The 23,730-nt window shown below is 51.4% G+C and carries 23 protein-coding genes, 1 riboswitch and 1 other annotated feature; of the genes, 7 read left to right on the forward strand and 16 right to left on the reverse strand.

From position 1 onward, the window contains the following. The first annotated feature begins 20 nt into the window (after nt 1–20). Together G340_RS0100625 and G340_RS0100630 are read left to right on the forward strand one after the other, a co-directional pair. Entirely contained in the window at nt 21–806 is a 786-nt protein-coding gene (locus tag G340_RS0100625; protein WP_326522279.1) for a DUF6873 family GME fold protein, read from the forward strand. A 255-nt stretch (nt 807–1,061) separates the two neighbouring features. Beyond that, on the forward strand, nt 1,062–2,141 hold the full coding sequence (locus tag G340_RS0100630; protein ID WP_020071717.1) for a tyrosine recombinase XerC: 1,080 nt from the start codon (nt 1,062–1,064) through the stop codon (nt 2,139–2,141). A 176-nt stretch (nt 2,142–2,317) separates the two neighbouring features. Here G340_RS0100630 and G340_RS0100635 read toward each other — a convergent pair whose 3' ends face one another. From G340_RS0100635 to queA, 12 genes are all read right to left on the reverse strand, one after another. Further along, a complete protein-coding gene (locus tag G340_RS0100635; RefSeq protein WP_020071718.1) occupies nt 2,318–3,184 on the reverse strand; it encodes an SseB family protein in 867 nt (288 codons plus the stop codon). A 27-nt stretch (nt 3,185–3,211) separates the two neighbouring features. Next, the gene (locus tag G340_RS0100640; RefSeq protein ID WP_154653055.1) at nt 3,212–3,661 is read right to left on the reverse strand and encodes a hypothetical protein; all 450 of its coding nucleotides are present in this window, start codon (nt 3,659–3,661) and stop codon (nt 3,212–3,214) included. Beyond that, nucleotides 3,658–4,029, reverse strand: coding sequence for a hypothetical protein (locus G340_RS0100645; RefSeq protein ID WP_027103795.1), 372 nt, complete (start codon nt 4,027–4,029; stop codon nt 3,658–3,660). The genes G340_RS0100640 and G340_RS0100645 overlap by 4 nt, the downstream gene beginning before the upstream one ends. 42 nt (nt 4,030–4,071) lie before the next feature. Beyond that, nucleotides 4,072–4,974 carry a site-specific tyrosine recombinase XerD gene (gene xerD, locus G340_RS0100650; protein WP_020071719.1) on the reverse strand — a complete coding sequence of 301 codons (903 nt, stop codon included), beginning with the start codon at nt 4,972–4,974 and terminating at the stop codon, nt 4,072–4,074. Nucleotides 4,975–5,084: 110 nt separating this feature from the next. Further along, nucleotides 5,085–5,780, reverse strand: a complete 696-nt coding sequence (locus G340_RS0100655) for a stage II sporulation protein M (RefSeq protein WP_033402117.1) — start codon at nt 5,778–5,780, stop codon at nt 5,085–5,087. Between the two features lie 130 nt (nt 5,781–5,910). Beyond that, nucleotides 5,911–6,708 carry a pyrroline-5-carboxylate reductase gene (gene proC, locus G340_RS0100660; protein ID WP_020071721.1) on the reverse strand — a complete coding sequence of 266 codons (798 nt, stop codon included), beginning with the start codon at nt 6,706–6,708 and terminating at the stop codon, nt 5,911–5,913. 362 nt (nt 6,709–7,070) lie between these two features. Next, on the reverse strand, nt 7,071–8,435 hold the full coding sequence (gene scfB, locus G340_RS0100665) for a thioether cross-link-forming SCIFF peptide maturase (protein ID WP_020071722.1): 1,365 nt from the start codon (nt 8,433–8,435) through the stop codon (nt 7,071–7,073). Nucleotides 8,436–8,524: 89 nt separating this feature from the next. Further along, nucleotides 8,525–8,674, reverse strand: coding sequence for a six-cysteine ranthipeptide SCIFF (gene scfA / locus G340_RS17345; RefSeq protein WP_009063491.1), 150 nt, complete (start codon nt 8,672–8,674; stop codon nt 8,525–8,527). 66 nt (nt 8,675–8,740) lie between these two features. After that, nucleotides 8,741–9,169 carry a TIGR04086 family membrane protein gene (locus G340_RS0100675; RefSeq protein ID WP_020071723.1) on the reverse strand — a complete coding sequence of 143 codons (429 nt, stop codon included), beginning with the start codon at nt 9,167–9,169 and terminating at the stop codon, nt 8,741–8,743. Nucleotides 9,170–9,263: 94 nt separating this feature from the next. Next, complete coding sequence (gene yajC, locus G340_RS0100680; protein WP_027103796.1) at nt 9,264–9,596, reverse strand: preprotein translocase subunit YajC; 333 nt, start codon at nt 9,594–9,596, stop codon at nt 9,264–9,266. 67 nt (nt 9,597–9,663) lie between these two features. Next, the gene (tgt, locus tag G340_RS0100685; RefSeq protein ID WP_020071725.1) at nt 9,664–10,794 is read right to left on the reverse strand and encodes a tRNA guanosine(34) transglycosylase Tgt; all 1,131 of its coding nucleotides are present in this window, start codon (nt 10,792–10,794) and stop codon (nt 9,664–9,666) included. Nucleotides 10,795–10,944: 150 nt separating this feature from the next. Then, the gene (gene queA, locus G340_RS0100690; protein ID WP_020071726.1) at nt 10,945–11,982 is read right to left on the reverse strand and encodes a tRNA preQ1(34) S-adenosylmethionine ribosyltransferase-isomerase QueA; all 1,038 of its coding nucleotides are present in this window, start codon (nt 11,980–11,982) and stop codon (nt 10,945–10,947) included. Between the two features lie 98 nt (nt 11,983–12,080). Continuing rightward, a riboswitch (Lysine riboswitch) is annotated at nt 12,081–12,256 on the forward strand. A gap of 113 nt (nt 12,257–12,369) precedes the next feature. Here queA and asd point away from each other — a divergent pair. The 5 genes from asd (at nt 12,370) to G340_RS0100715 (ending at nt 17,065) form a co-directional block, all read left to right on the forward strand. Then, a complete protein-coding gene (asd, locus tag G340_RS0100695; RefSeq protein WP_020071727.1) occupies nt 12,370–13,449 on the forward strand; it encodes an aspartate-semialdehyde dehydrogenase in 1,080 nt (359 codons plus the stop codon). A gap of 67 nt (nt 13,450–13,516) precedes the next feature. Next, nucleotides 13,517–14,404 carry a 4-hydroxy-tetrahydrodipicolinate synthase gene (gene dapA, locus G340_RS0100700; protein ID WP_020071728.1) on the forward strand — a complete coding sequence of 296 codons (888 nt, stop codon included), beginning with the start codon at nt 13,517–13,519 and terminating at the stop codon, nt 14,402–14,404. A gap of 224 nt (nt 14,405–14,628) precedes the next feature. Then, on the forward strand, nt 14,629–15,399 hold the full coding sequence (gene dapB / locus G340_RS0100705) for a 4-hydroxy-tetrahydrodipicolinate reductase (protein ID WP_027103797.1): 771 nt from the start codon (nt 14,629–14,631) through the stop codon (nt 15,397–15,399). After that, complete coding sequence (locus tag G340_RS0100710) at nt 15,399–15,866, forward strand: ACT domain-containing protein (RefSeq protein WP_020071730.1); 468 nt, start codon at nt 15,399–15,401, stop codon at nt 15,864–15,866. Before dapB ends, G340_RS0100710 begins: the two co-directional genes overlap by 1 nt. Before the next feature lie 203 nt (nt 15,867–16,069). Further along, nucleotides 16,070–17,065, forward strand: coding sequence for an SPL family radical SAM protein (locus G340_RS0100715; protein WP_027103799.1), 996 nt, complete (start codon nt 16,070–16,072; stop codon nt 17,063–17,065). Between the two features lie 161 nt (nt 17,066–17,226). On the opposite strand, the gene G340_RS0100720 is transcribed toward G340_RS0100715, so the two are convergent. The 4 genes from G340_RS0100720 to G340_RS0100740 form a co-directional block, all read right to left on the reverse strand. Then, complete coding sequence (locus tag G340_RS0100720; RefSeq protein WP_020071732.1) at nt 17,227–19,893, reverse strand: YfhO family protein; 2,667 nt, start codon at nt 19,891–19,893, stop codon at nt 17,227–17,229. Nucleotides 19,894–20,012: 119 nt separating this feature from the next. Next, the gene (gene tyrS, locus G340_RS0100725) at nt 20,013–21,239 is read right to left on the reverse strand and encodes a tyrosine--tRNA ligase (RefSeq protein WP_020071733.1); all 1,227 of its coding nucleotides are present in this window, start codon (nt 21,237–21,239) and stop codon (nt 20,013–20,015) included. A 63-nt stretch (nt 21,240–21,302) separates the two neighbouring features. Continuing rightward, nucleotides 21,303–21,549, reverse strand: a binding site (T-box leader). A 30-nt stretch (nt 21,550–21,579) separates the two neighbouring features. Continuing rightward, complete coding sequence (recN, locus tag G340_RS0100735; protein ID WP_020071735.1) at nt 21,580–23,268, reverse strand: DNA repair protein RecN; 1,689 nt, start codon at nt 23,266–23,268, stop codon at nt 21,580–21,582. A gap of 6 nt (nt 23,269–23,274) precedes the next feature. After that, complete coding sequence (locus tag G340_RS0100740) at nt 23,275–23,730, reverse strand: arginine repressor (RefSeq protein ID WP_020071736.1); 456 nt, start codon at nt 23,728–23,730, stop codon at nt 23,275–23,277.

Below are 23,730 nucleotides of genomic sequence, written 5' to 3' on the forward strand. Positions count from 1 at the left end.
AGAAAGGAGGGTGGCTGCGAATGGGAACGTTATCAGATACGATACGAACAGAACGCTTTATTCATTCGCCGAATCTGCCGTCCTCCCAAGTGACCGCTGTGATTGCCGCCGACACCGTTCCGGAAGTGATCGCCGCATTGCGGAGCAGGAGAGTTCGTGTGATCACTCCACAGGAGAATGCGGATCTGCCGGAGCCGGTTAATCGGCATGCGGATTTGCAGTGCGTTCACTTTCAAGGGAAAAGCTGGCTTGTGGCTCGGTCAGAAATCGCGCTGCAGCAAAGCCTGCAAGCGGAAGGGGCCGAAGTGCTGCCGACGGAGCAGAGGCTGGGAAGTAAATACCCGGCAGATATTCGATTGAACGCACTGCTTCTCAATAAACAAATGTTCGGGAAAATAAAAGAATTGGATCCGGCGCTGCAAAAAGCGTGCAGCATGGCCGGAATACATACAATTTCGGTACGGCAGGGTTATACAAATTGTTCCGCCGCAATTATATCTGAAAAAGCGATCATGACGGCGGATGCCGGGATCGCGCAAGCGGCGGAGCGGCATGGAATTGAAGTACTGAGAATCGGCGCGGGAAATATTCGGCTGCCCGGATACGAATACGGATTTATCGGCGGCTGCTGCGCATTGATTTCGGAATCCGTTGTAGCGTTTACAGGAGCCTTGAGATTTCATCCGGATGGTTTTCGGATGCGCCGTTTTATTGAAGCGCAGAAAAAACAGGTTCTGGAATTGACGCAGCATCCTTTGATCGATATTGGCGGAATTCTGCCGGTAAAGGAAGAGGACAGATCGTAATCGAAAAACTATTTGATGTCTATTTTAAAAGTAGAATTGACAGTCGCTTTTAAAAATGATATCATTAGTCATAATAGTTATTTTGTATAATTCAGGGGAGTCAGATTTTAAAACCCGAATTTCAGCAAGCTGGTCAACCAATTCAGCAAGACCGGCAAGGACAAACACTGCGGCCGCAGTATCTGAAGCGTTTGTTCGAGCAGTCGTTGACATAAATGCACTGTAAACGAATATGAGATCAATGGAGTGATACAAATGGATCCGAAATTAATGCACGAATGTCCTTTGATTATCCGTGAATTTCTGGGTTATATCGGTACGGTCAAAGGAAAATCCGACCGTACAATGGAAGAATATTTTCGGGATTTGAGGACGTTTTTTCGTTATATAAAAAAGCAGCGCGGTATGGTTCCAAATGATCTGCCTTTCGATCAAATCCCCATTTCGGATGTGGATTTGGCGATGATTCAGTCGATTTCTCTGACAGACGTATTTGAATATATGAACTACCTTTCGTCGGTTCGCGCAAATAAAGCCGCGACAAGGGCCCGAAAGGCTTCCAGTTTGCGGGCGTTTTACGGCTACCTGACCAATAAGGCTCATAAGCTTTCCGTGAATCCCATGATGGAGCTGGAAACGCCAAAGCTCAAAAAAGCCCTGCCGAAGTATCTGACACTCGAACAGAGCATGGAGCTTCTGAATGCGGTGGATGGCCCGGATCGTCAGCGCGACTACTGCATTCTCACATTATTTCTGAATTGCGGCATGCGGCTTTCAGAGCTGGTGGGAATCAATTTGAAAGATGTTCGGCAGAATGCGTCGACCCTGCGCATTACGGGAAAAGGAAATAAAGAAAGGGTCGTGTATTTAAACGACGCCTGTCAGGACGCGATCCGGCAGTATCTGGCCGTTCGTCCGAACAACAATCTGATTGACCGCGAGGCGCTGTTCATCAGCCGGCAGCGCAAACGGATCAGCCCGAAAACCGTGCAGCATCTTGTGAAAAAATATCTGGCAAAAATTGAATTTGGGGGCCCTGGGTATTCCGTACATAAGCTGCGCCACACGGCGGCAACTTTAATGTATCAGCACGGCCACGTGGATATTCGGGTTTTGAAGGATGTGCTCGGGCATGAAAATTTGGCTACCACCGAAATCTATACGCATTTATCCAGCCAGCAGATGCGTGATGCGGCGAATGCCAATCCTCTGTCTAAGGTGAAATCCAGAGGAAATCGTGTTATTTCCGCGGCTGCAGTGAAGAAACTCGCGGTATCTGAAAGCGGCGATGAAGCGGAACAGGGAGAAGATTCGGAAGAAAAAAAGAGCCGATAAAACAAGCCGGAACACTGATGGCAAGTAAACTTCAGTGTTCCGGCTTGTAATTTATTGCTCTGTAAAGCATTGAAAGTTTGGAGCGCATTTTCTGATATAGGTTTTACATTAGTTAAATAGTTAAATTTGCGATATACATTTTTGGCACTTCCCTTGCTTTCCGAACTTTCCGGCTGCTATTCTGCTTCGCAGACTGCTTCAATCTCTTTGATTCGTTCTTCTGAAAGAACGATATTGGCGCCATAGGGATTGATCACAGCCCCATCTGACTGCTGTATAAAATGCTTAATATCCTCCAGCTTCACCAGCATTCCGTTGTATTTCTGCTCCGGATCATATTTCCGCAGTTCGTTCCAATCGGTGAATACCGGATAAAAATGCTGGTTCTCGCTATTGCTGATCGTGGGCAGAGCGAAGCTGGTGCCCTCCTTAATAATCGCCTTTCCGCTTGCGGAATCTTTTTGTTCCAGATTAACCTGACTTGCATCCATCGCCATTAAAAATTGCGCGTTGTAAATCTCCCGAAACAAATTGTTCTGGTGCTCTAAGGTAGCCTTTTTCTGATTCAAAAGCTGAAAGAACTGGTTGGCCGCCCTCACCAGAGAAGGATTCATAACAGGGCGCTGAATTTCCGGCAATTTGGAAAAGTCAGGTTTTTTCATTAGGGCAAACAGGCTCAAATGCACAGCTGGCTGGCCTTTATCAATAACCAAACCTTCAAATCCGCTTCTGTAAAAGTCCCCCAGCAAATGCATTCTATCTTTGGCGCTGTTTTCGACGCAGCTTACCTCAATTCCTTGCTCTTTGCATTTCTGCTGAAACTCCTCGAAAAACCGTTTTTCCGTAAATAAAAGTGTGCTTGGAACGGCGCCCACAAATTCCAGCCAATAATTCTTGGTATAGGAGCAGCTAACGGCCCAAATCGGCTCATCCGTTTTTAAACGTTCCAAAAGCAGTCTGTCATTTTTTTTGTCTCCCGAAATATGCATTTGAATCAAATCCTGAATGGTATGGCCGGTAGTATTTCCATTATTCTTTGTCATATCGCTTTGTATTCCTTTCCATTTCGGTCAGCTTCTGTCTTGAAAAATAGAATCCTCGTCTTTTTGCAGAGTGCTTTTCTTCACCAGTTTTCCCTGATAAAACACATATTCGGGCTCAGATTTTTTTTCTTCTTCCCCTTCCGCCTGCGCGCTCTCTTCCCCACTTTCAGCCGGCTCCGTTTGCGCCGGCTCCGTTTGCGCCGGCTCCAGCACCGGGTGAATCATCAGCTTTTCAATCAACGGGTAAACGGCAAAGTGAATTAAAAAGAAAGAGAAGGAAAATGCAAAAAACAGAACCAGAAGCCCGTTGATCAGAAGAACCACAGGCGGATTCAAATAATACAGGAAATAGTTGAGGAACAAAATCGCGCCGAAAATCGCCGTCAGCAAAATATTGCGCCACAGGCCGACAATGGCGAAAATGAACGCATTTTTATAAATCTGCTTCAGGCTCAGATCAAAGGTTACGATCATCAACAGATGATGCCGTGGATTGAAAACTGCTTCCAGTTGAGCAAAACCGCGTCTTTAAAATCAGACGCGATAAACGCGTGCTCTTCCCTTGCGTAGTTGCGGGTGACAAACGTCAGACCCGCCAAAAAGGGGCTGAGCAAAACGAACGGCAGATTCCACAAAAACGACTGCCCGGTAATGCGGCCCACCAGATAAGAAAGGATCGCCGCGACCGCAAACGGAATCAGGAACAGCAGATTCAGCTTTACCAGATCAAAAAATTTGCGGAACAGCACTTCAAAAAATCTTTGAACCGGCGGCTTTTGCGGTGCGTCTTTGTTTACTCCAGGCCCCGGCTTCTGGTAGCCACCGAACAGAGAAAATCCTGACAAACAGAGTCACTCCTTTTGTGTTCCCCACCCAGCGGGTTCGTTCTAGCTTACCCCCAGCTTGGCCTTGGGGTGGCAATGGTTGTATACCTCTTTAAAATGGTCGTTCATCAGCTGAACATAAACCTGTGTGGAAGAAATATCCGCATGTCCCAGCATCAGCTGAATATCCTTGAGGCTTGCGCCGTTTTCCAGCAGATGCAGCGCAAACGAGTGCCGCAGCGTGTGCGGGGTAATCTCTTTTGTGATTTTGGCCTGCTCGGCGTAGCCCTTGATGATCTTCCAGAAGCCCTGCCGGGTCAGTCGCCTGCCGTTCAGATTGGTGAACAAAGCCTGTCCCGCGTCCGCGCGGATCATGATGCTCCTGACGCGGAACAAATAATCGGAGACAGCGGCGATCGCCTTGGAATAAATCGGAATCATGCGCTCGCTTTTTCCGTGCCCCCCGCAGCAAAGCATCGCCGTATGCAGATTGATATCGGTCACATTCAGGTCCACCAGCTCAGACACGCGGATGCCGGTGGCGTACAGCAGCTCCAGCATCGCCTTATCGCGGCAGCCCTTCGGCTCTGAAATATCGGGCTGTGCAAATAAAAGCTCAATTTCTTCGCTGCTCAGAATCTGAGGCGGCTTTTTCTGAACCTTTTCCAGCCGTATGTTTTTGGCGGGATTATCGGACGCTTTTCCCGTCAGAATCAGGAACTGGTAGAACCCGCGGATGGAGGCCATGTTGCGCGTTACAGTCGATATGGAGCACTGGCGGCTGTTCAGCGCTTTGACGTAATCCTCCATAATAGCCTCGGTTACCTGTTCCGGCCCCCGAAGATTCTGCTGTTCTACATATTCTAAAAAATGCTCTACATCTCTGGTATAGGAATCCAGAGTATTCTGAGAAACCGATTTTTGAAACCGCAGATAGTCCCGGTAGTCGGAACAACATTCTTTCATCTCAATTGTACCCCCCTATTTGGCTTTTGGGCTCATACCAATCGCTCACTTACGGTAAGAATCTTCCCGCCGCAGACGGGAAAAATCCTGTTCGCCCGTCGTTTGGGGAATTAGTATGAGAAGGAAAACGCGCCGGTAAAACATACGGTTGTAATCAGATCGATTGCAGCCGCAGCAGCAGAAAGAATCAGGATGGAGCCAAATTGAACCGCATATTCCTTTAAAGAAAGCGTTTTGCTTTGCTCTCGTCTTAACGCTTCCAACAGGGTCTTTTTCGAAAACAGCATGCCTTCCTTCGCCGCAAGAAGAATGGCGATCATCGATAAAAAGGCGCCCGGCAAAACTACCACCGCATTGAATAAAACTCCCTGAAACCCATATGCCGCATACAGGTAACCGGAGGCCAGACCAAAGCCGAATCCCCGAAACAACGGAACCAGCGGGAGAACAAAAGCCCCCCACAAAGACATTCCCAACAAAAAACAAACCGCAACAAAGAAAAAAGAAGAACCGAGCGACGCCACAAACACTGAGCCGGAGGATTGCACGGCCCGGGCTTTCACGTCGCTGGCGAACAGCAAATCCAGCTTTTGCAGAACGGAGTCGTCGGCCCCTCTGGCAAACAGCGCGCCGAATACGGTTCCAACCAAAAGCAGAAGCGCCAGCACGGTCAGCAGGGGATGTTCCGAAACCACCTGAAACATGCTCTTCCAATCAAACAGATGAAACCGCGATTCATGAACAGGCCGCGATTTCTTTTGTGAACGGTAATACAGAGGTATGATTCTTGTCCCTTTTCTACTCATACAGATCCTCCTGAGGGCGGTTGCCTACTGAATTGTATGACTCGAAAAGGCGTAATATGAATCTATGGGCAAAACACTATTTTCATTATGGAGTAAAATACACCGTTTTAATCAGCGGGCCCGGGAGCGCTTATTTCCCGAGCTCCTCCGCCCGCTGCGTGCAGGCCAGCATCGCTTCGTCGATGATCGACTCAAAGCCTCTGCTGTAAAATACGTCCAGCGCTTTGAGGGTTGTACCGCCCGGAGAGGATACCATTTTGATCAGCTCGTCGGGCGTATGGCCGGAGTGCAGAAGCATTTCGGCGCTGCCGATCAAAGTCTGACTGAACAGACGCAGAGCCGCGTCCGCGGGGATTCCCTGACGGTCTGCGCTCTCCGCCGCCGCTTTTGCAAACAGATACACGTAAGCCGGGCCGCTGCCGTTGAGGGAGGTCGCCACATTGATCTGATCCTCCCGCAGGATTTCCACCGTGCCGCAGGCTTCAAAAATGGAACGCACAAACGCAAAATCCTCATCCGACACCTTCTCAGAACGGCACAGCGCGGTAGCGCCCTTGCCAACGAGCAGAGGGGTGTTCGGCATCGCACGGATCACAGGGCAGTCGCAGCCCAGCGTGGAGGTGATATAACGGATCGAAATTCCGGCCGCAATAGTGACAAAGCGAGTCTGCTCCGTCACCGTTTTTTTCGCGTCTTCCAATACCTCCGCAAAATTCTGCGGCTTTACAGCGAGAAAAACAATGTCGGCGTCCTTCACGACTTCAGAAACGGATGCGGCGGCCCGCAGTCCCTTTTGCTGAAATTCGGAACGCTTTTCTTCACTGATGTCAAATACGATCATGTCCTGCGCCGGGTGAATCCCCGCGCGAAGGATTCCATTCATAATTGCGCCGGCCATATTACCGGCCCCGACAAATCCTACTACCATACCATTCCCATTCCTTTACACAGTAATATCAACATCAAAACCCACCATTTTTCTGCCAAATTGAGCCAGTTTTGGATTTTGACCCCCACTTTTACAATATGAAATATAATATACTATAATACTTTTCCCTCCTCAAAGCAAGCAGAATCAGGGGGAAATGTAAAATTTATACAGTATGCAGAAAAATATACGTTTGAATTATGTAACCCTCTAAAATATTATGTAAACTTGATCGAGAGAATATAAACGCATAATTATGCACACGCCTGAGGATTACCAGCGAGCGTGTGCATAATGGGAATTCCATATCACGTTTTCGGGCAGGCTCACACAAACGGACACGATGGAGAAAATGCCCCGGCTTACTCGGTATCTGCCAGAGCGGCCTTTATCATAATGGCGCATTCCAGACGTTTTTTCTCCAGCTTACAGGAGATCGTATGAGGTTTCAAAATATCTCCTTCATACTGCCAGCTGTTGGCGTTGCATCCTCCGCTGCAGTAGAACTTGGCCCAGCAGTTTCGGCAATCCTTTTTGCTGTAAATATTATATTGGGCAAACCTTTCTTTCATCGAATGGTCGAAGGTTCCTTGCAGAATATTCCCCATCTTCCACTCGTCGTCCCCGACGAACTGATGACACGGGAAAATATCTCCCTCCGGAGTGACCGCGACGTATTCGTTGCCGCAGCCGCAGCCGCGCAGCCGCTTGATCGCGCAGGGGCCCTGGTCAAGGTCGAGCATAAAGTGGAAGAAATTAAAGCCTTTCCCCTCTTTCCTGCGCTGAATGAGGAGATTTGCCAGACGGTCGTATTCCTCGAACACACTGGGCAGATCCTTTTCTTTCAGGGAGTACTCCAGTTTTTCGTCTGACACCACCGGCTCGATGGAAAGCTGATCGAACCCCAGCTCCGCCATGTGCAGCACGTCTTTTGAAAAATCGAGGTTGTGGGTGGTAAACGTGCCGCGCACATAATAATCCTTGTCGCCGCGGGTAGAAACCAGCTTCTGATAATTCGGGACGATGCGGTCGTAGCTGCCGCGCCCATCCGTGCGCACACGCAGCAGATCGTTGATCTCCCTGCGGCCGTCCAGAGAGAGAACCACGTTGGACATCTCGCGGTTGATATATTCGATTTTATCGTCTGTCAGCAGCAGGCCGTTTGTCGTGATCGTAAAGCGGAAGTTTTTGTTGTGCTGCTTTTCAATGCTGCGGGCGTAGTCCACCACCTTCTTCACAACCTCAAAATTCATCAGCGGCTCGCCGCCGAAGAAATCCAGCTCCAGATTGTGGCGCCCCTCGGACTGCTCGATCAGAAAATCGATTGCGCGCTTGCCGACCTCAAAGGGCATCAGCATCCGTCCGCGGCCGAAATCACCCTTGGCCGCAAAGCAGTATTCGCAGCGCAGGTTGCAGTCGTGCGCTACGTTCAGGCACATGGATTTGACCGGGGCGTCCCGCAGCATGTCGCAGAACTGCTCGTACTCATCCCCGGAGTACAGCAGGCCGGAGCGATACAGCTCGAGCAGCTCCCCATAGGCTTCGTCAATTTCGGACTCCGAAAACCTCCCGAGGAGTTTTTTCTTGATTTCCTCCGGCTGCTGTTCCGGCACACTGTCCGTAAAGAAATCCAGCATGAGGTAGGGCAGCTCGTCAAACACGTGAACCGCTCCGCTGTTGGTATCGAGGACAATGTAATATCCGTTCAGGTAATATTTGTGTATCATATCTCTTTCTCCATCCGCACAAAATGGAAGGGACAGAATCCTGTCCCTTCCATCATTTAATCTTATCCGGCCGCAGTCTCAGTCAGAAGTTACGCTCTCTGCGCGTTCTCACACTTCTGGTTTGCCACGGTGCAGGAGGTTTTGCAGGCAGACTGGCAGGAGGCCTGGCACTCGCCGCAGCCGCCCTTAACAGCGCTCTCTTTCAGGTTGGCTTTATTCAAAGTTTTGATCTGTTTCATTTCAAAATCCCCATTTCACAAATTTTAATGCCAATATTATAGCACAAGAATGGAAACTTGAAAAGCCTATTTTCGCCTGGATTTTTTGTTTACCGACAAAATACCGGCGATGGCGCCTGTGAGCACCATGATCAGGCCCTTTGTGAGCATGAAGGCCGAAATGCTTTCTCCCGAAACGGCGAGTCCCGCCAAAAACAGCAGCCCAAACAGCAAAAGAGCCGAGCCGGCGCCGTACAGCATCCCGCGTTCACCGGACATGCGCGCGGCTGTATACCCGGCAAAAAATGCGCCCAGAGCGGCGATCAGCACGGTGATCGGCTGAATCAGGCTTTGCGGCAGCTGCTTTGCGGCAACCAGAACCAGAGAAAGCACCAGCAGCAGAGCGGTGCATATTGCCGCCCCGGCCAGAGTGCCGAACACAATCGGACGAAGTATTTTCCAAACGGGATTTTGGGAACGCTCTCTATTGGATTTCACTCTTTTTGGTCTTTTCATAATAAAATACCCCTCCTGCATGTTCTCTACATTTCATAGATATTCGCAGGAGGGGTAAAATATACTAGTTTTTCTTCAGCCGGCGGAGGATTGTTTATTTGTCATCCTCATGAACGGTGTTGATCTTGCCCAGCGCCCAGCGCTTGACAATGATTTTGGTGCGGTCGATTCCGGTTTCCAGCACAAAGCTATCGCTCTCGTCCTTAATGGCCACAATGCGCCCGACAATGCCGCCGATTGTCGTAATTTCGTCGCCGACCTGAACGTTTTTGCGCAGGGCCTCCTCCGCCTTCTTCTTCTTCTGCTGCGGGCGGATCATAAAGAAATACAACGCACCGAACAGCAGTGCGTAAATAACAATAATGCTCCAGATGGAATTCCCGGAAGACGCAGCCGCGGTTGCCGCCAAAGGTAATAAATGATTCATAAGAAAACAGCACCTCCATATTAGTAATTTTGATTATATCAATAAATGGGAAATCATGCAAGCGAAATTAGATTCTTTGTCCAAGTTTTTCAACGTTTTCCAGATAAAATGTGTCGAAGCTCCCCTGCTCCAAAGAGTGGCGAATTTTCTCCATCAGCGTATTGTAAAAATAGATGTTGTGCATGACAGCCAGACGCATTGCCAGCATCTCGCCGGCCTTGAACAGGTGGTGCAGATAAGCGCGGCTGAAGCTGCGGCACACCGGGCAGTCGCACTCGGAATCCAGCGGTGAATCGTCCAGCGCATACCTGGCGTTGAGCAGATTTCTTCTCCCCTGCCAGGTGAACAGGTGGGCATGGCGCGCATTTCGGGTGGGCATGACGCAGTCGAAGAAATCGACGCCGCGGCGAACAGACTCCAGAATGTTGTCGGGGGTGCCGACCCCCATCAGGTAGCGGGGCTTGTCCGCGGGCATTTCCGGCTCGACGATTTCAATGATCCGGTACATTTCTTCCGCGCTTTCCCCTACCGCCAGGCCGCCGATGGCATAGCCCGGCAGATCCAGCTCGCGGATCTGCTTCATGTGCTCGACGCGCAGCTCCTCATATGTGCTGCCCTGGTTGATCCCCCACAGCATCTGGTGCGGGTTGATGGTGTCCGGCAGGGTGTTCAGACGATCCATTTCAGCCTTGCAACGGTGCAGCCAGCGGGTGGTGCGCGCGCAGGACTGTTTGGCATACGCGTATTCGGCAGGATTTTCCACGCATTCGTCAAACGCCATTGCGATGGTCGAAGCCAGGTGGGACTGAATCCGCATGCTCTCCTCCGGCCCCATGAAGATTTTGTGCCCGTCGATGTGGGAGGAGAACGTTACGCCTTCTTCCCGAATGTTGCGCAGCTTCGCGAGGGAGAACACCTGAAAGCCGCCGCTGTCCGTCAGAATCGGGCCATCCCAGCGGGTAAAGCGGTGCAGCCCGCCCAGCTGATAAACGCTTTCATCCCCCGGGCGCAGATGCAGGTGATAGGTGTTGCATAGCTGTACCTGGCATTTCAGCTCCTTTAAGTCCAGAGCGGAAACGGCGCCCTTGATTGCCCCGGCGGTCGCGACGTTCATAAAGGCCGGGGTCTGAACCGTACCGTGTACGGTTTCAAACGAACCGCGTCGGGCTCGTCCCTGTGTGGTTTGTATTTTCAGCATTTTTCGTGTTTCCTTTTCTCTCTTATTTTTCGGCTCTGCACCGAATCGGTATGGCATCGCCCACGCAAACGAGACAGAGTGGCGCAATCTAAAAATGAGCATTGCGCCGCCGGTGCTTACGGAATACCAGATTTTTGCCTTGCCAATTTGTTATTGTATCAGCATGGCGTCGCCAAAGCTGAAAAAGCGGTATTTTGCCTGCACGGCAACCCGGTACGCGTTCAGAATGTGCTCCCGGCCTGCCAAAGCGGATACCAGCATGATCAGGGTGCTTTCGGGCAGGTGAAAGTTCGTGATCAGGCCGTCCAGCACTTGAAACTCAAATCCAGGGTAGATGAAAATATCCGTAAAGCCGCCGCTTTCTTTGATGCAGCCTTCTTTTTTGGCAACGGATTCGAGCGTGCGGCAGCTGGTGGTGCCGACGGAAATGACTCTGCCGCCGTTCTTCTTCGTCTCGTTGATCAAATCGGCGGTTTCCTGCGGCAGCCAGTAATGCTCCGAGTGCATTTTGTGATCCGTGATCTTGTCCACGCTGACGGGCCGGAAGGTACCAAGCCCGACGTGAAGCGTCACATACCCGATTTTGATTCCCTTTTCGCGGATTTTCTCCAGAAGCTCTTTGGTAAAATGGAGCCCGGCGGTGGGAGCGGCGGCGGAGCCGACCTCGCGGGAATAAACGGTCTGGTAGCGTTCCTTGTCCTCAAGCTTCTTTTTAATGTAAGGCGGCAGCGGCATCTGGCCGATCTGGTCGAGAACGGAGTAGATATTTCCCTGATAAAAGAATTTGACCAGACGGTTTCCCCCCTCTATGATTTCCAGTACTTCGGCAGTCATGAGTCCGTCGCCGAAGGAAAAGCGGTTTCCGGGCTTGGCCCGCTTGCCGGGGCCGGCCAGCACCTCCCAAACGTCGTCTCCTTTCGCGGCCAGAAGCAAAAACTCCACCCTCGCTCCCGTTCCCTCTTTGATGCCGTATATTCTGGCGGGGAGAACGCGTGAATCGTTCAGGATCAGGCAGTCGCCGGGGTACAGGTAATCGATCACGTCATAAAAATGCCGGTGCTGAATCTCACCGCTTTTCTTATCCAAAATCAAAAGCCGGGAAGCGTCTCGCGGCTCAATGGGAGTTTGCGCAATCAGCTCCTCGGGCAGGTCGAAATCAAAATCTTTTGTGTTTAAAGTGCTTTCCATTCTTTCTCTCCTAAATCTGCTTCGGATTATTTTTGAATTCTATTATAAATAAATTGACAACCAATGGCAACCCGTGCTATGATAAAGCAAGATAAAAATAAGAAGATAGAGGCGCGTCTTTCAAAAGTAGCGGGATGTAGGTTGCCAAAACCGACGAGAGCCTGTGAAAGGGAAAGTCGCCGAAGGGAATGCCACGGCAGGCATTTGCCTGGTTGTGTCTGCGAACAGCGGCATGACTGTCATCATGAGAGTATGGTGGAGAGCTATCACAGAGTATCAGCAGGAATCCTGCATCTGGAGTGCTTTTTATTATATTGGATTGATGACCGGTTTTCAACCGGTTTTTTTATTTCTTATTCCATTTTCTTACATTAGGAGGAACATCTCATGAAACAGTATAAGGTTGGCATTATTGGAGCAACAGGAATGGTGGGCCAGCGCTTTGCCACATTGTTGGAAAACCATCCGTGGTTCCAGGTAACCGTGTTGGCGGCGAGTGCCCGTTCCGCGGGGAAAACATACCGCGAGGCCGTAGGCAAACGCTGGCTGATGTCTTCTCCCATTCCTGAGAAGATGGCCGATATGATTGTACTCAATGCCGATACGGATGTGGAGAAAATCGCCTCTATGGTCGATTTCGTATTCTGTGCGGTAGACATGAAGAAAGAAGAAATCAAAGCGCTGGAAGAAGCCTATGCCAAGGCGGAATGCCCGGTTGTTTCAAACAACAGCGCGCATCGCGGCACCCCCGATGTTCCCATGGTTGTTCCGGAGCTCAACCCCGAGCATACCGAAATCATTGCGGCGCAGAGAAAGCGCCTTGGAACAAAGCGCGGCTTTATCGCGGTAAAATCCAACTGCTCCCTGCAAAGCTACGTGCCGGCTCTGCATCCTTTGCTGGACTTCGGCGTTACAAAGGTTCTGGCTTGCACCTACCAGGCAATTTCCGGAGCGGGTAAGAATTTTGAATCCTGGCCCGAAATGATCGACAACGTGATCCCCTATATCGGCGGCGAGGAAGAAAAATCCGAGCAGGAGCCCATGAAGATCTGGGGCCACATTGAGGGCGACAAGATTGTCAACGCCACTTCCCCTTTGATCACCGCCCAATGCATCCGAGTGCCGGTAACCGACGGCCACATTGCGGCTGTGTTTGCTTCCTTTGAAAAGAAGCCCGAAATCGAAGAGATTCTGAACCGCTGGAAGAACTTTGCCGGTGTGCCCCAGCAGCTCCAGCTGCCCAGCGCCCCCAAGCAGTTTATTCATTACTTTGAAGAAAACGACCGTCCGCAGACAAAGCTGGACAGAAATCTGGAAGGCGGCATGGCGGTATCCGTCGGCCGTTTGCGTCCCGACACCCAGTACGATATCAAATTTGTCTGCCTGTCCCACAACACCCTGCGCGGAGCCGCCGGCGGCGCTGTTCTGCTGGGCGAGCTGCTCTGTGCGCAGGGATATATGGACTAAGCATTTTTTATTCGATTTCAGATTATTATTTATTATATTATTATTTGTATAACAGGAGGTTGCTACTATGAAAAAGGCACCTTTTCTTGGCTCCGGTGTTGCGATTGTAACTCCTATGAATCAAGACGGCTCCGTCAACTATGAGATGCTGGGCCGCCTGATCGATTTTCAGATTGAAAACGGAACCGACGCGATCATCGCCTGCGGAACCACGGGGGAATCCGCCACGTTGTCGCATGAAGAGCACTGCGGTGTTTTGGAATACTCGATCAAGAAGGTCAATCACCGCGTTCCCGTGATTGCCGGTACCGGCAGCAACGACACGGCTTACGCCATCGAGCTGGCTTTGGAAGCCAAGCGCTACGGCGCGGACGCTCAGCTGAGTGTGACCCCTTATTACAACAAGACCTCTCAGGCGGGGCTGATTCAGCATTTTACCCATATTGCGGACGCAACCGATTTGCCGATCATTCTGTATAATGTCCCCTCCCGCACCGGCTGCTGCATTCAGCCCACCACCTACCTGGAGCTTTCCAAGCACCCCAATATTGTGGCGATAAAGGAAGCAAACGGGGATATTTCCGCCATTGCGCAGACGGCCGCCCTGTGCGGAGATAACCTGCACATCTATTCCGGCAACGATGACCAGACCCTGCCGATCCTCTCTCTTGGCGGCAAGGGAATCATCTCGGTGGTTGCGAACATCTGCCCCGCTTTGATGCACAATATCTGCCAAAGCTTCTTTGACGGTGATATTGCGAAGAGCCGCGCGCTTTCTCTGGAATATCTTGACCTGATGAACGCCATGTTTATTGATGTGAATCCCATTCCGGTGAAGGAAGCGGTTAATTTAATCGGCTTTGAAAGCGGCGAATGCCGTCTGCCCCTTGTGGCCATGAGTGACGCAAACCGCGAAAAGGTGGTTTCCATCATGAAGAAGCACGGGCTGATCTGACTTTGAAATCGACCGGTCGGAGAATACCGATTTCTAAAATAAAAGACAAAAGCGCCTTGTAATGCCGACGGCGGTGACAAAAACATCTTTTGTTTTTTGAGACTCGGTATAACATGGCTTTCGCGGCGGCCCGTGCCGCTGTCTGCCGCCCCGCGGCAGCAAGGGAATTGCAAATGGAATTGGATTCCTTTGGAAATGTATTAATTTAAGAATGGAATGATAAAATGACTAGATTTGTCATAAGCGGGTGCAATGGAAAAATGGGCAATCAGATTGCCGCCGGGCTGAAGAACCGCCCCAACTGCATCACGGTTGCGGGTATCGATGCTTTTACCGGCGTGGAGAAGGAATTTCCCGTGTTCTCTGCCCCAGCCGAGATCAGCTGCGAGGCGGACGTTCTGATTGATTTTTCCAACCCCTCTCTTCTCTCTTCCCTGCTGGAGCTGGGGCTTTCCCGTAAAATGCCCCTGGTCATCTGCACCACGGGCTATTCAAAGGATCAGGTGGCTCAAATCAAAAGAGCCGCCCAAAGCATCCCGATCTTTTACTCCGGCAATATGTCCCTTGGGGTAAATCTGCTGATCGAGCTTGCGAAAAAGGCTGCAACCGTTCTGTGGGGCCAGTTCGATGTGGAGATTATCGAAAAGCATCATAATCAGAAGGTCGACGCTCCCAGCGGCACCGCACTGATGATTGCGGACGCAATCTCTTCCGTAGTGGAGGAAGAGCCCCATTACGAGTATGATCGGCATTCTCAGCGCAAGAAGAGAAGCAAAACGGAAATCGGTCTGCATTCCGTTCGCGGCGGCACCATTGTTGGGGAACACGAGGTTCTGTTTGCCGGCCCCGACGAGATTTTGAGCATCACCCATTCGGCTCAGTCCAAAGAGATTTTTGCAACAGGCTCTATCAATGCCGCTCTGTTCCTAATCGGTAAGCCTGCGGGTTTATACAACATGAGCGACCTGCTGGCCGATCATAAGGAGGAATCATGATGCCAGGAGCGACCATTGCTTCGTCCAGTGAAATTACCCTGATCACTTTGCAGAACTGCTCGGCGAATATTTCCTTTTTGTCGGAGATATTCGAGAAGATCGCGGCGCTGGGAGTGAATGTCGATATGATTTCCCTCTCCCCCACACAAGGGGCCTTCACCTCTCTTTCGTTTACGATTGCGGATGAAGATTTGGGGAAAATGCTGCAATTCACCTCCGAGCTGCAGGCACGGCATGAAATCAAAATGATCGTCAGCAGCGGCAACAGCAAAATCACCGTGAGCGATCAGCGGATGAAGCATACCCCCGGTATTGCGGCCGCAGTGTTTGCCGCCGCTGCCCGCGTTTCGACCGATGTGCGGATTATCACCACGTCGGAAGAAGAAGTATCTTTGCTGGTTACCTTTGCGGATTATCCCGAAACTCTGACCGCCATTGAACAGGCGATGAGAGAACCGCAGGACTGAATTGATTCGGGAGAAATCCTGATTTAAAAAAGCACCTGAAGCTTCTTTGAAGAAGCTTCAGGTGCTTTTTGCGTGGTTCCATTTCAACTAAAAAATGACACATGACTGTTTTGATTGAAAACGACATGCAGCACAGAATCCTTATTGCTATAGTATCCGCTGTTTTGGGAAAACTGAATGCAGAGGAGGCGTTTACCGTGAATATGGGCTTTGATGCGGTTTATTACGAGCCGGCCGCACTCGATTACGAATTGGGAAAAATGCTCCGGGCCAAATACAGCGGTTTGCCCTGGAACGAAATTGAGAGCCATAACCGAATACCGGAATTAACTGCTTCGGAAAACCGGGAGTTTCCAAAGCTGAAACAGCATCTGATCATCGGCGTGAGAAAAACACATAAATACGTGCCGAATTATAAAGTTTCCGACTGGCTGGTGCCGTATACCTCTTCGGGGTGCAGAGCCATGTGCCTGTATTGCTACCTGGTATGCAACTATAATAAATGTGCCTATCTGCGTCTGTTTGTGAACCGTGAGCAAATGCTGGACAAAATTCTGAAAAAGGGTGCCGAGTCCCCCGCGCCGCAAACCTTTGAAATCGGCAGCAACAGCGATTTGGTGCTGGAAAATACCATTACGGAGAATATGATTTACACCATCGAGCGGTTTGCGCGCGAGGGCCGTGGGCACCTTACCTTCCCCACCAAATTCGATATGGTAAAACCGCTGTTAAGCCTTGATCACAGAGGAAAAACCATATTTCGCATGAGCGTCAACCCGGAGGAGATCATCCGCCGCATAGAGCTGGGAACATCGCCGCTACGCGCGCGCATCCGCGCACTGAACGATATGGCGGAAGCGGGGTATCCGGTGGGAATGCTGATCGCGCCGATCATTCTGGTACCGGACTGGAAGCGCCTGTATGGAGAACTGATCGGGCAGCTGGCGGAAGAACTGAGCCCGAAGGTAAAGCAAAACGGTTTCATAGAAATCATACTGATGACCTACAGCTTTGTTCAAAACGCCATCAATACCGATGCGTTCCCCAATGGCGTCAAGCTGTTTGACCGGGAAATGATGACCGGGCGCGGACGCGGCAAATACTCTTACCGAAACGAGATACGGGCAGAAACCGAGTCTTTTTTACGGGAAAAGCTGTTCAAAGAGCTGCCGGATATGCCGATTTTATATATTTCATAGAATGTTTAGAGAGGATTCCAATATAATTTTTACTTGATTTTATTACAGTCGGTTGTCAGGATTTGTGATCGATCAGGTGTGTAAAAAGGGCCACGCGTTTTCACGTGGCCCTTTTCGCAAATTCCATGCAAAAAATCAAGCTGAAAAACCCCTCTTCCCTGCTACCCGAATGCGTAAATAACAAGCGGGAATACATAAACCCCGGCCAGAACGGCGCAGAATAAAATCCGGTAGGCCCACAGCGCCAGCGGCTCCAGCGGCCTCAGGCAGCGGTAGCCTTCCTTTCTCAAGAACAGCCAGAAGCCCACCAGAGAAAAGATGCCCAAAACCGAAAGAAGCATACCGGGCCTCAGGCCCTGCGGCACAAACGTAACCGTTACCTTGTTTTCTCCCTGCTCGAGAGGAATGGCGATCATATCACCAAACACCTGGTACACCTCGGCTGTTTTCTCCGCATTGACCTGAACAGAATACCCTTTCTGGTAGGAGAGCGGCAGAAGCAAATAGGGATTTTTCCCCGAGCCCTGCACAGTTCCGGAAATGTGGTTCCCGTTTTGCGCCAGCTGCACCTTGGGCGCGGCAGTCTCGGCGGCGGCGAGTGTTTCCAGATTCATACCGAACACGCCGAACGATTTTGCGTGGAAATCGCGCAGAACCGAAACGCGGATATCTACGGTTTCATCGGTGAAGGTACCGAGATTCAAAAGTCCGTTTTCCTGCTGGGTTGGGTACTGATACGCCACTGTTTCGTCATTGACGGAAACGCGCAGACTCTTATAGGCCGGTTCCGTCAGATGATTGGTGACCTGATCAAAGCAGTCCAGATACAAGGTCTGCGTTCCCTCCACCAGAACGTGGTATTCCAGCTCGCCGTCCTTTTCGGAATTTTCACGCACCAGCTCCATCTGGGAGCCGGTGTCGTACACAAACACGTTCGTTGTGGAGGATGGTTCATACTCCTCCGTCAACGGTTCCTGTGAACCGAACACTTTCGTAAAAAGATACTGCTGAATTCCGCGGCGGGTCATGCCGGGCAGATTCTTCAGCTCACTGATGTTGTCGGACTGAAGGACGGTTCCAAAGGACATCGTCCCCTGGTTTTTAACAAGAGCGTAGCGGTCGTTTTGATAGAGGATATGGTCGCGGTCGGTCGTTTCATATTCCCGCTTTATGGTGTAGCGGTTTCCCCACAGGGCATCCGTCAGTTCGGTGCCGCCGTGGGAGCTGACCTCCATCCAGTAGGAGGAATACCCCATCCGCTTCATCGTGAACATAAAATCCTCGTCCGTCAGCGAGGTGTAGTGATTGAGCGTCGGGTAATTGATTCCGCCCAGAAGGTTCACGTCAAAATACTTGTGGACGTTTTTCACCCGGTACAAATCCGTGTCGTCTATTTTATCCTTTAAATCGAACACGGAGCTGTAAAAAGATACCGGGTTTGCCGCCGAACCGATAAACACGCTGCCGAAAAATACGGATTCGCAGCAAGCCAGCAGTAAAAGGAACAAAGAGAAATATTGTTTGGTCAGATATTGATGCCGGTATAAATACAGAATCAAATAGTAACAAAGGACGGCCAGCACCGTGAACAGCAAAAAATAGAGCGCGGCGTTTTCATTCAGCCACAGGGTTCTGGTGTAAATACTCAAATCGCGGTAGCGGTAATACAGCAAAAGAAATGCCACCAAAGACATGCAGCCCAAAAGGAAAATGCCGATACCGATTCCCGGCCAATCCTGATGCAGAAAGCGCCCCTCCTCCCGATTCAGGTCGGAGATTGCCTTGGCCAGAAACAGCAGGCCGAGAAAAGCCGTCATATACCCGTATCTTGCCGGGAAAGCCTGATAGCTGCCGGTGTGCCACATTTTATTGATCGGCTCGATAAACAGGGGCACAACCAGAAGCACCCACAAAACCAACAGGCTGCGCATGTGGCGATCCCGCCAGCATTCGAGCGGGTTCAGAAACGCCAGGGCGGCAAACACGCCCGCGCTGCAAAGCAGAATAGGCAGCGTGGTGTAAAAGCTGGTCAATAGTGTGCCGGAGGAGATGCTCTCGATCAAGCCGACGGTGCGGGCCGATGACAGATATTGAAACAGCGACGGCAGCCAGACCGCGCCGGTGGCCAGCAGTGCGCAAACCGTAGAAATGCCCAGCAGAAGAACCGATTGTTTTCTTTCTTCCAGTCTATTCTGCGTCAGGCGCAGGTAAATCCCGAATGCCAGAACCACAAAGAGAACGACCATATAGGTCAGGTAAAAATTCAAAACCATGATCGCCGCCAGACTCAGCGCGTAGCAAAGCGGCTTGCGCTGGCGGATCAGCCGATCCAGCCCGATCATCAGAAGGGGAAACATTGCCATGACGTCAAGCCATACCATGTTCTGAAAATACAGCATCGTGTACCCGCCAAAAGCATACATGATCGACAGCGCCAGAATCTGCACGGAATTGAGATTGGAAAACCGGTGCCGGAAAAAGAGCGCCGCGGTAAACGAGCACAACGCCATTTTCAGCAGCACGAGAATGTTGACAAACAAATACATCTGCTCCGCCGGAACCAGCAGTACCAAAAAGGTAAACGGGCTCGACACAAAAAAGAAAAAAACGCCCAAAAAGCTCATTCCGCCCGCATTCTGCATGTTTAAGAGAAAATCGGCGTTCCCCTTTAATATGTTTTGAAAATCGAGCAAAAAGGGAATGACCTGCTGCTTCATGTCGCACCAGGCCAGGGTCTGATTTTTGAAAGGATACAGGTCAAAGAGGAAGAACAGCAGCAATGTGAGCGCGGCGGTTGCAATCGGAGCAGGCCAGCAGCGTCGTTTCATGGTACCTCCCTCTCTCAGTTCTGAAAAATATTTCATTCAATACACCTTGTTTCTTCCCCTGCCAGGGGCGGGGAAGAAACAGCAAATAAAATGAATTCAATCTGAAAAGCGATATGCCTTTATTTTTGGAGAATTACCTTGTGAAATACCTTTTTCCCCTTTTTGATGATCACAAAGCCCTTTTCAAAATCGGCCGCCGTCAGCACATGCTCAACTGCGGTGATTTTCCGGTCGTCCACCGAAACGCCGCCCTGCTGAATCAGCCTGCGGCCCTCGCCCTTGGAGGGAATCAGCCCCGCCTTGCTCATTACTTCCAGAATGCCGATCGTGCCGTCTGTTAAATCAGAAGCGGAGAGCTCCGTGCTGGGCATATTGTCGGAATTTCTGCCGCCGAACAGCGCGCGCGCGGCCTCCTGCGCTTTTGCGGCCTCCTCTTCCCCGTGGATCAGCCTTGTCACCTCAAAGGCCAGAACCTCTTTTGCCTGATTCAGCTCACTGCCGGTCATCGCCTCATACTCCGCAATTTTAGAGAGCGGCAGGAAGGTCAGCAGCTTCATGCAGCGGATTACGTCGGCGTCATCCACATTGCGCCAGTACTGGTAGAAATCGAACGGAGAGGTTTTTTCGGGGTCGAGCCACACGGCGCCCTTCTCCGTTTTTCCCATCTTTTTGCCCTCGCTGGTGGTGAGCAGTGTAAAGGTCATGCCGTAGGCTTCTTTGCTCTTCATGCGGCGGATCAGCTCCACGCCGCCGATGATATTGCTCCACTGGTCATCGCCGCCCATTTCCAGCACGCAGTTGTAGCGCTCGTTGAGCTCGAGAAAATCGTAGCTCTGCATGATCATATAGTTCAGCTCAAAGAAGGAGAGCCCGCGTTCCAAACGCTGCTTATAGCATTCAAAGGTGAGCATGCGGTTGACGGAAAAATGCACGCCGACCTTGCGTAAAAAATCAATATAATTCAGGTTCAGCAGCCAGTCGCCGTTGTTTGCCATGATCGCCTTTCCGCCGGAAAAGTCGATCAGGCGCGACATCTGCTTTTGAAAGCACGCGATATTGTAGTCGATATCCTCTTTCGTCAGCATTTTGCGCATGTCGCTCTTTCCAGAGGGGTCGCCGACCATCCCGGTGCCGCCGCCGAACAGCGCGATCGGCGTGTGGCCCGCCTTCTGCATATGCGCCATAACCATAATCTGGACAAAGTGCCCCACATGCAGGCTGTCCGCCGTCGGGTCAAAGCCGATGTAAAAAGTGATCTTGTCCTCATTGAGCAGCTGCTTTACCTTTTCCTCATTTGTGATTTGGGCGATCATGCCCCTTGCTTTCAGTTCATCAAATACTCCCATGTTTCATTTCCTCCAATTCAGTCTGCAAGGGGAAAAATAAAAAGCCCCCTGCGTTTTTCTCCTGCAGAGGGCGGAAATTCCGCGGTACCACCTCAGTTTACCGCAGCCTCACGGCGGCGGCCTCACGGGTAAAAAATTACCCAAACGCGCTAACGGGCGCACCCGGACGGGCCTAAATCCGGCAATCTGCCGCTTTCTCAGCCCGACGGCTCCGGAATGTATTTCCGGGAAGCTTCCGCCCCTGCTTGCACCAACCGCAGGTTCTCTGTGCCGGCCGCTTTCCCGTACTTATTTCCTTCTTCGCCATTGATTTGCATTATAACGAATGTTTTTTGCCTTGTCAAGCCCCGGCCTTTCCCGGGGCCTGCTCCGCGAGCCGAAGCATTTCGCGGGCGTTTTCCAGCATCAGCTCCGTAACGGGGAACCCGCCCATAATGCGCGCCAGCTCCTTGGCGCGGCCCTCTGCGTCGAGCGGGATAATCTCCGTGAAGGTGCGGTCCTGCTGCTGCTTCTTTTGAATCAGCAGATGGTTTTGGGCCAGCGCGGCGATCTGCGCCAGGTGAGTCACACAAATCACCTGATGCCCCCCGGCGGCCTGACGCAGCTTGAGTCCCACCTTTTGCGCGGCGCTGCCGCTGATGCCCGTGTCCACCTCGTCAAAAATCAGGGTGTCCACTTCATCTTTCCCCGCCAGAACGGATTTAATCGCCAGCATAATGCGCGAAAGCTCACCGCCGGACGCGATTTTCGCCACCGGCTTCGGCGGCTCCCCCGGATTGGTGGAAAGCAGGAACTGAATTTTGTCGCAGCCGGTCGCGTTTAAAGGGCAGCGCTCCTGCTCCACCTCAAAGGACACTCCGGGCATATTCAAAAACTGCAGTTCTTTTTTTACGCTCTCGATGAATCTGGACGCTGCCTTTTTCCGCTGTGCGGAAAGGAGTTTCGCAAGGCGGATCGCCTCCTCCTTGGCGCTTTCGTACTGCTCGTTCAACCTGGCAAGGCGCTCGTCAGAAAGCTCGATGTTCTGCAGCTCGGCGCGGCAGTTTTCGAGATAGTCCAGCATCTCCTCTTCCGTTTCGCCGTATTTCAGGCTGAGCCGGTACAGAAAATCGAGCCGATCCTCCATCCGCTCCAGCTCTGCGGGATCATAGTCCAAAAGCTCCGCGGCGCGGCTTAGTTCCGCACTGCAGTCCTGCAGCTCGTATTCCAGAGTCTGAAAACGGTCGGACAATGACTCGACCGACGGGAGATAGCGCTTCGCGTCGAGCAAAGCAGAGCCGATCTGCGCCATGGCGGACAAAACGCCGCCCTCTTCTTCCCCGTCGAGCAAGGTACGCGCCAGCTGGAACTGCTGCGCCAAACGCTCGCTGTTGCGGTACAGTGTGCGTTTTTCCGTCAGCTGTTCCTGTTCGCCGGGGCGCAGCGCGGCTTCTTCCAGCTCCTGAATCTGGTATTTGAGCAGATCCATGCGGCGCTCCTTCTGCGATTCATCCAGATCAAACGCCTGCAGCTCGTCGCGGATCCGGCACATATTCCGGTAAGCGTGCTGATATTCGCCAAGCAAAGGCAGAAGCTCGCCCACACGGTCTATGTACCGAATATGCAGATCCGGTGAAAGCAGCTGGTAGCTTTCATGCTGCCCGTGGGTATTAACAAGGAACGGGGCGATCTCCTTTAATACGGATACCGTGGCCGGCCGGCTGTTGATGCGGCAGGTGTTTTTTCCCGTCTGGCTGATTTCTCTTTGAATCAGGACGTTGCCCTCCTCATCAGCGGAATAGCCGAGCTCCGTGAGCTTTTGCAGAACATGGCCGTTCGGCGAGGAGAACACGGCGCTGACAAAAGCGGAGGAGGCTCCGGTGCGGATCAGCTCGCGTGAGGTTCGCTCGCCCAGAATCGCGCCGATCGAGTCGATCAGGATGGATTTGCCCGCGCCGGTTTCTCCGGTCAGCACATTAAAGCCGGCGTCAAAATTCAGCCCGCATTTTTCAATAACAGCCACATTTTCGATATACAGCTGCGAGAGCATCTGTTGTCACCTGCCAACAATCAGTTTTTTCAGTTCCTCTGTCAGCTCAAACGCCGTTTCCGGCGTTTTGCACACAATGAGCACGGTGTCGTCGCCGGCCACGGTGCCCACCACCTTTTCCCAGCGAAGGCTGTCCATTGCGGCGCAAACGGCGTTGGCCATTCCCGTCAGGCACTTGACGACCACAAGGTTCATGGCGTTGTCCACCTCCACGGCGGAATCTTCAAACAGCGAATAGAATTTTCCGGAAATATCCCGGGACGGCTCCTGACTGTTTGCATAACGGTACTTTCCGTCCGCAGACAGAATCTTAACAAGGCGAAGCTCTTTGATGTCTCTGGATACCGTGGCCTGCGTTACATCGAATCCGGATTCTTTCAGCCGGCGCAGGAGTTCCTCCTGCGTATCGATTTGATGTTCGCTGATCAGCTCCAGAATTTTCGTATGACGTCTTGTTTTCAT

This window comes from Faecalispora sporosphaeroides DSM 1294, assembly GCA_000383295.1.
GTDB lineage: Bacteria > Bacillota > Clostridia > Oscillospirales > Acutalibacteraceae > Faecalispora > Faecalispora sporosphaeroides.

Excerpts from the sequence above, each read along its gene's own strand:
- G340_RS0100625 (WP_326522279.1), top strand. The coding sequence starts at position 21 with ATGGGAACGTTATCAGATACGATACGAACAGAACGCTTTATTCATTCG.
- G340_RS0100630 (WP_020071717.1), top strand. The coding sequence starts at position 1,062 with ATGGATCCGAAATTAATGCACGAATGTCCTTTGATTATCCGTGAATTT.
- G340_RS0100635 (WP_020071718.1), bottom strand. The coding sequence starts at position 3,184 with ATGACAAAGAATAATGGAAATACTACCGGCCATACCATTCAGGATTTG.
- xerD (WP_020071719.1), bottom strand. The coding sequence starts at position 4,974 with ATGAAAGAATGTTGTTCCGACTACCGGGACTATCTGCGGTTTCAAAAA.
- G340_RS0100655 (WP_033402117.1), bottom strand. The coding sequence starts at position 5,780 with ATGAGTAGAAAAGGGACAAGAATCATACCTCTGTATTACCGTTCACAA.
- proC (WP_020071721.1), bottom strand. The coding sequence starts at position 6,708 with ATGGTAGTAGGATTTGTCGGGGCCGGTAATATGGCCGGCGCAATTATG.
- scfB (WP_020071722.1), bottom strand. The coding sequence starts at position 8,435 with ATGATACACAAATATTACCTGAACGGATATTACATTGTCCTCGATACC.
- scfA (WP_009063491.1), bottom strand. The coding sequence starts at position 8,674 with ATGAAACAGATCAAAACTTTGAATAAAGCCAACCTGAAAGAGAGCGCT.
- G340_RS0100675 (WP_020071723.1), bottom strand. The coding sequence starts at position 9,169 with ATGAAAAGACCAAAAAGAGTGAAATCCAATAGAGAGCGTTCCCAAAAT.
- yajC (WP_027103796.1), bottom strand. The coding sequence starts at position 9,596 with ATGAATCATTTATTACCTTTGGCGGCAACCGCGGCTGCGTCTTCCGGG.
- tgt (WP_020071725.1), bottom strand. The coding sequence starts at position 10,794 with ATGCTGAAAATACAAACCACACAGGGACGAGCCCGACGCGGTTCGTTT.
- queA (WP_020071726.1), bottom strand. The coding sequence starts at position 11,982 with ATGGAAAGCACTTTAAACACAAAAGATTTTGATTTCGACCTGCCCGAG.
- asd (WP_020071727.1), top strand. The coding sequence starts at position 12,370 with ATGAAACAGTATAAGGTTGGCATTATTGGAGCAACAGGAATGGTGGGC.
- dapA (WP_020071728.1), top strand. The coding sequence starts at position 13,517 with ATGAAAAAGGCACCTTTTCTTGGCTCCGGTGTTGCGATTGTAACTCCT.
- dapB (WP_027103797.1), top strand. The coding sequence starts at position 14,629 with ATGACTAGATTTGTCATAAGCGGGTGCAATGGAAAAATGGGCAATCAG.
- G340_RS0100710 (WP_020071730.1), top strand. The coding sequence starts at position 15,399 with ATGCCAGGAGCGACCATTGCTTCGTCCAGTGAAATTACCCTGATCACT.
- G340_RS0100715 (WP_027103799.1), top strand. The coding sequence starts at position 16,070 with ATGGGCTTTGATGCGGTTTATTACGAGCCGGCCGCACTCGATTACGAA.
- G340_RS0100720 (WP_020071732.1), bottom strand. The coding sequence starts at position 19,893 with ATGAAACGACGCTGCTGGCCTGCTCCGATTGCAACCGCCGCGCTCACA.
- tyrS (WP_020071733.1), bottom strand. The coding sequence starts at position 21,239 with ATGGGAGTATTTGATGAACTGAAAGCAAGGGGCATGATCGCCCAAATC.
- recN (WP_020071735.1), bottom strand. The coding sequence starts at position 23,268 with ATGCTCTCGCAGCTGTATATCGAAAATGTGGCTGTTATTGAAAAATGC.
- G340_RS0100740 (WP_020071736.1), bottom strand. The coding sequence starts at position 23,730 with ATGAAAACAAGACGTCATACGAAAATTCTGGAGCTGATCAGCGAACAT.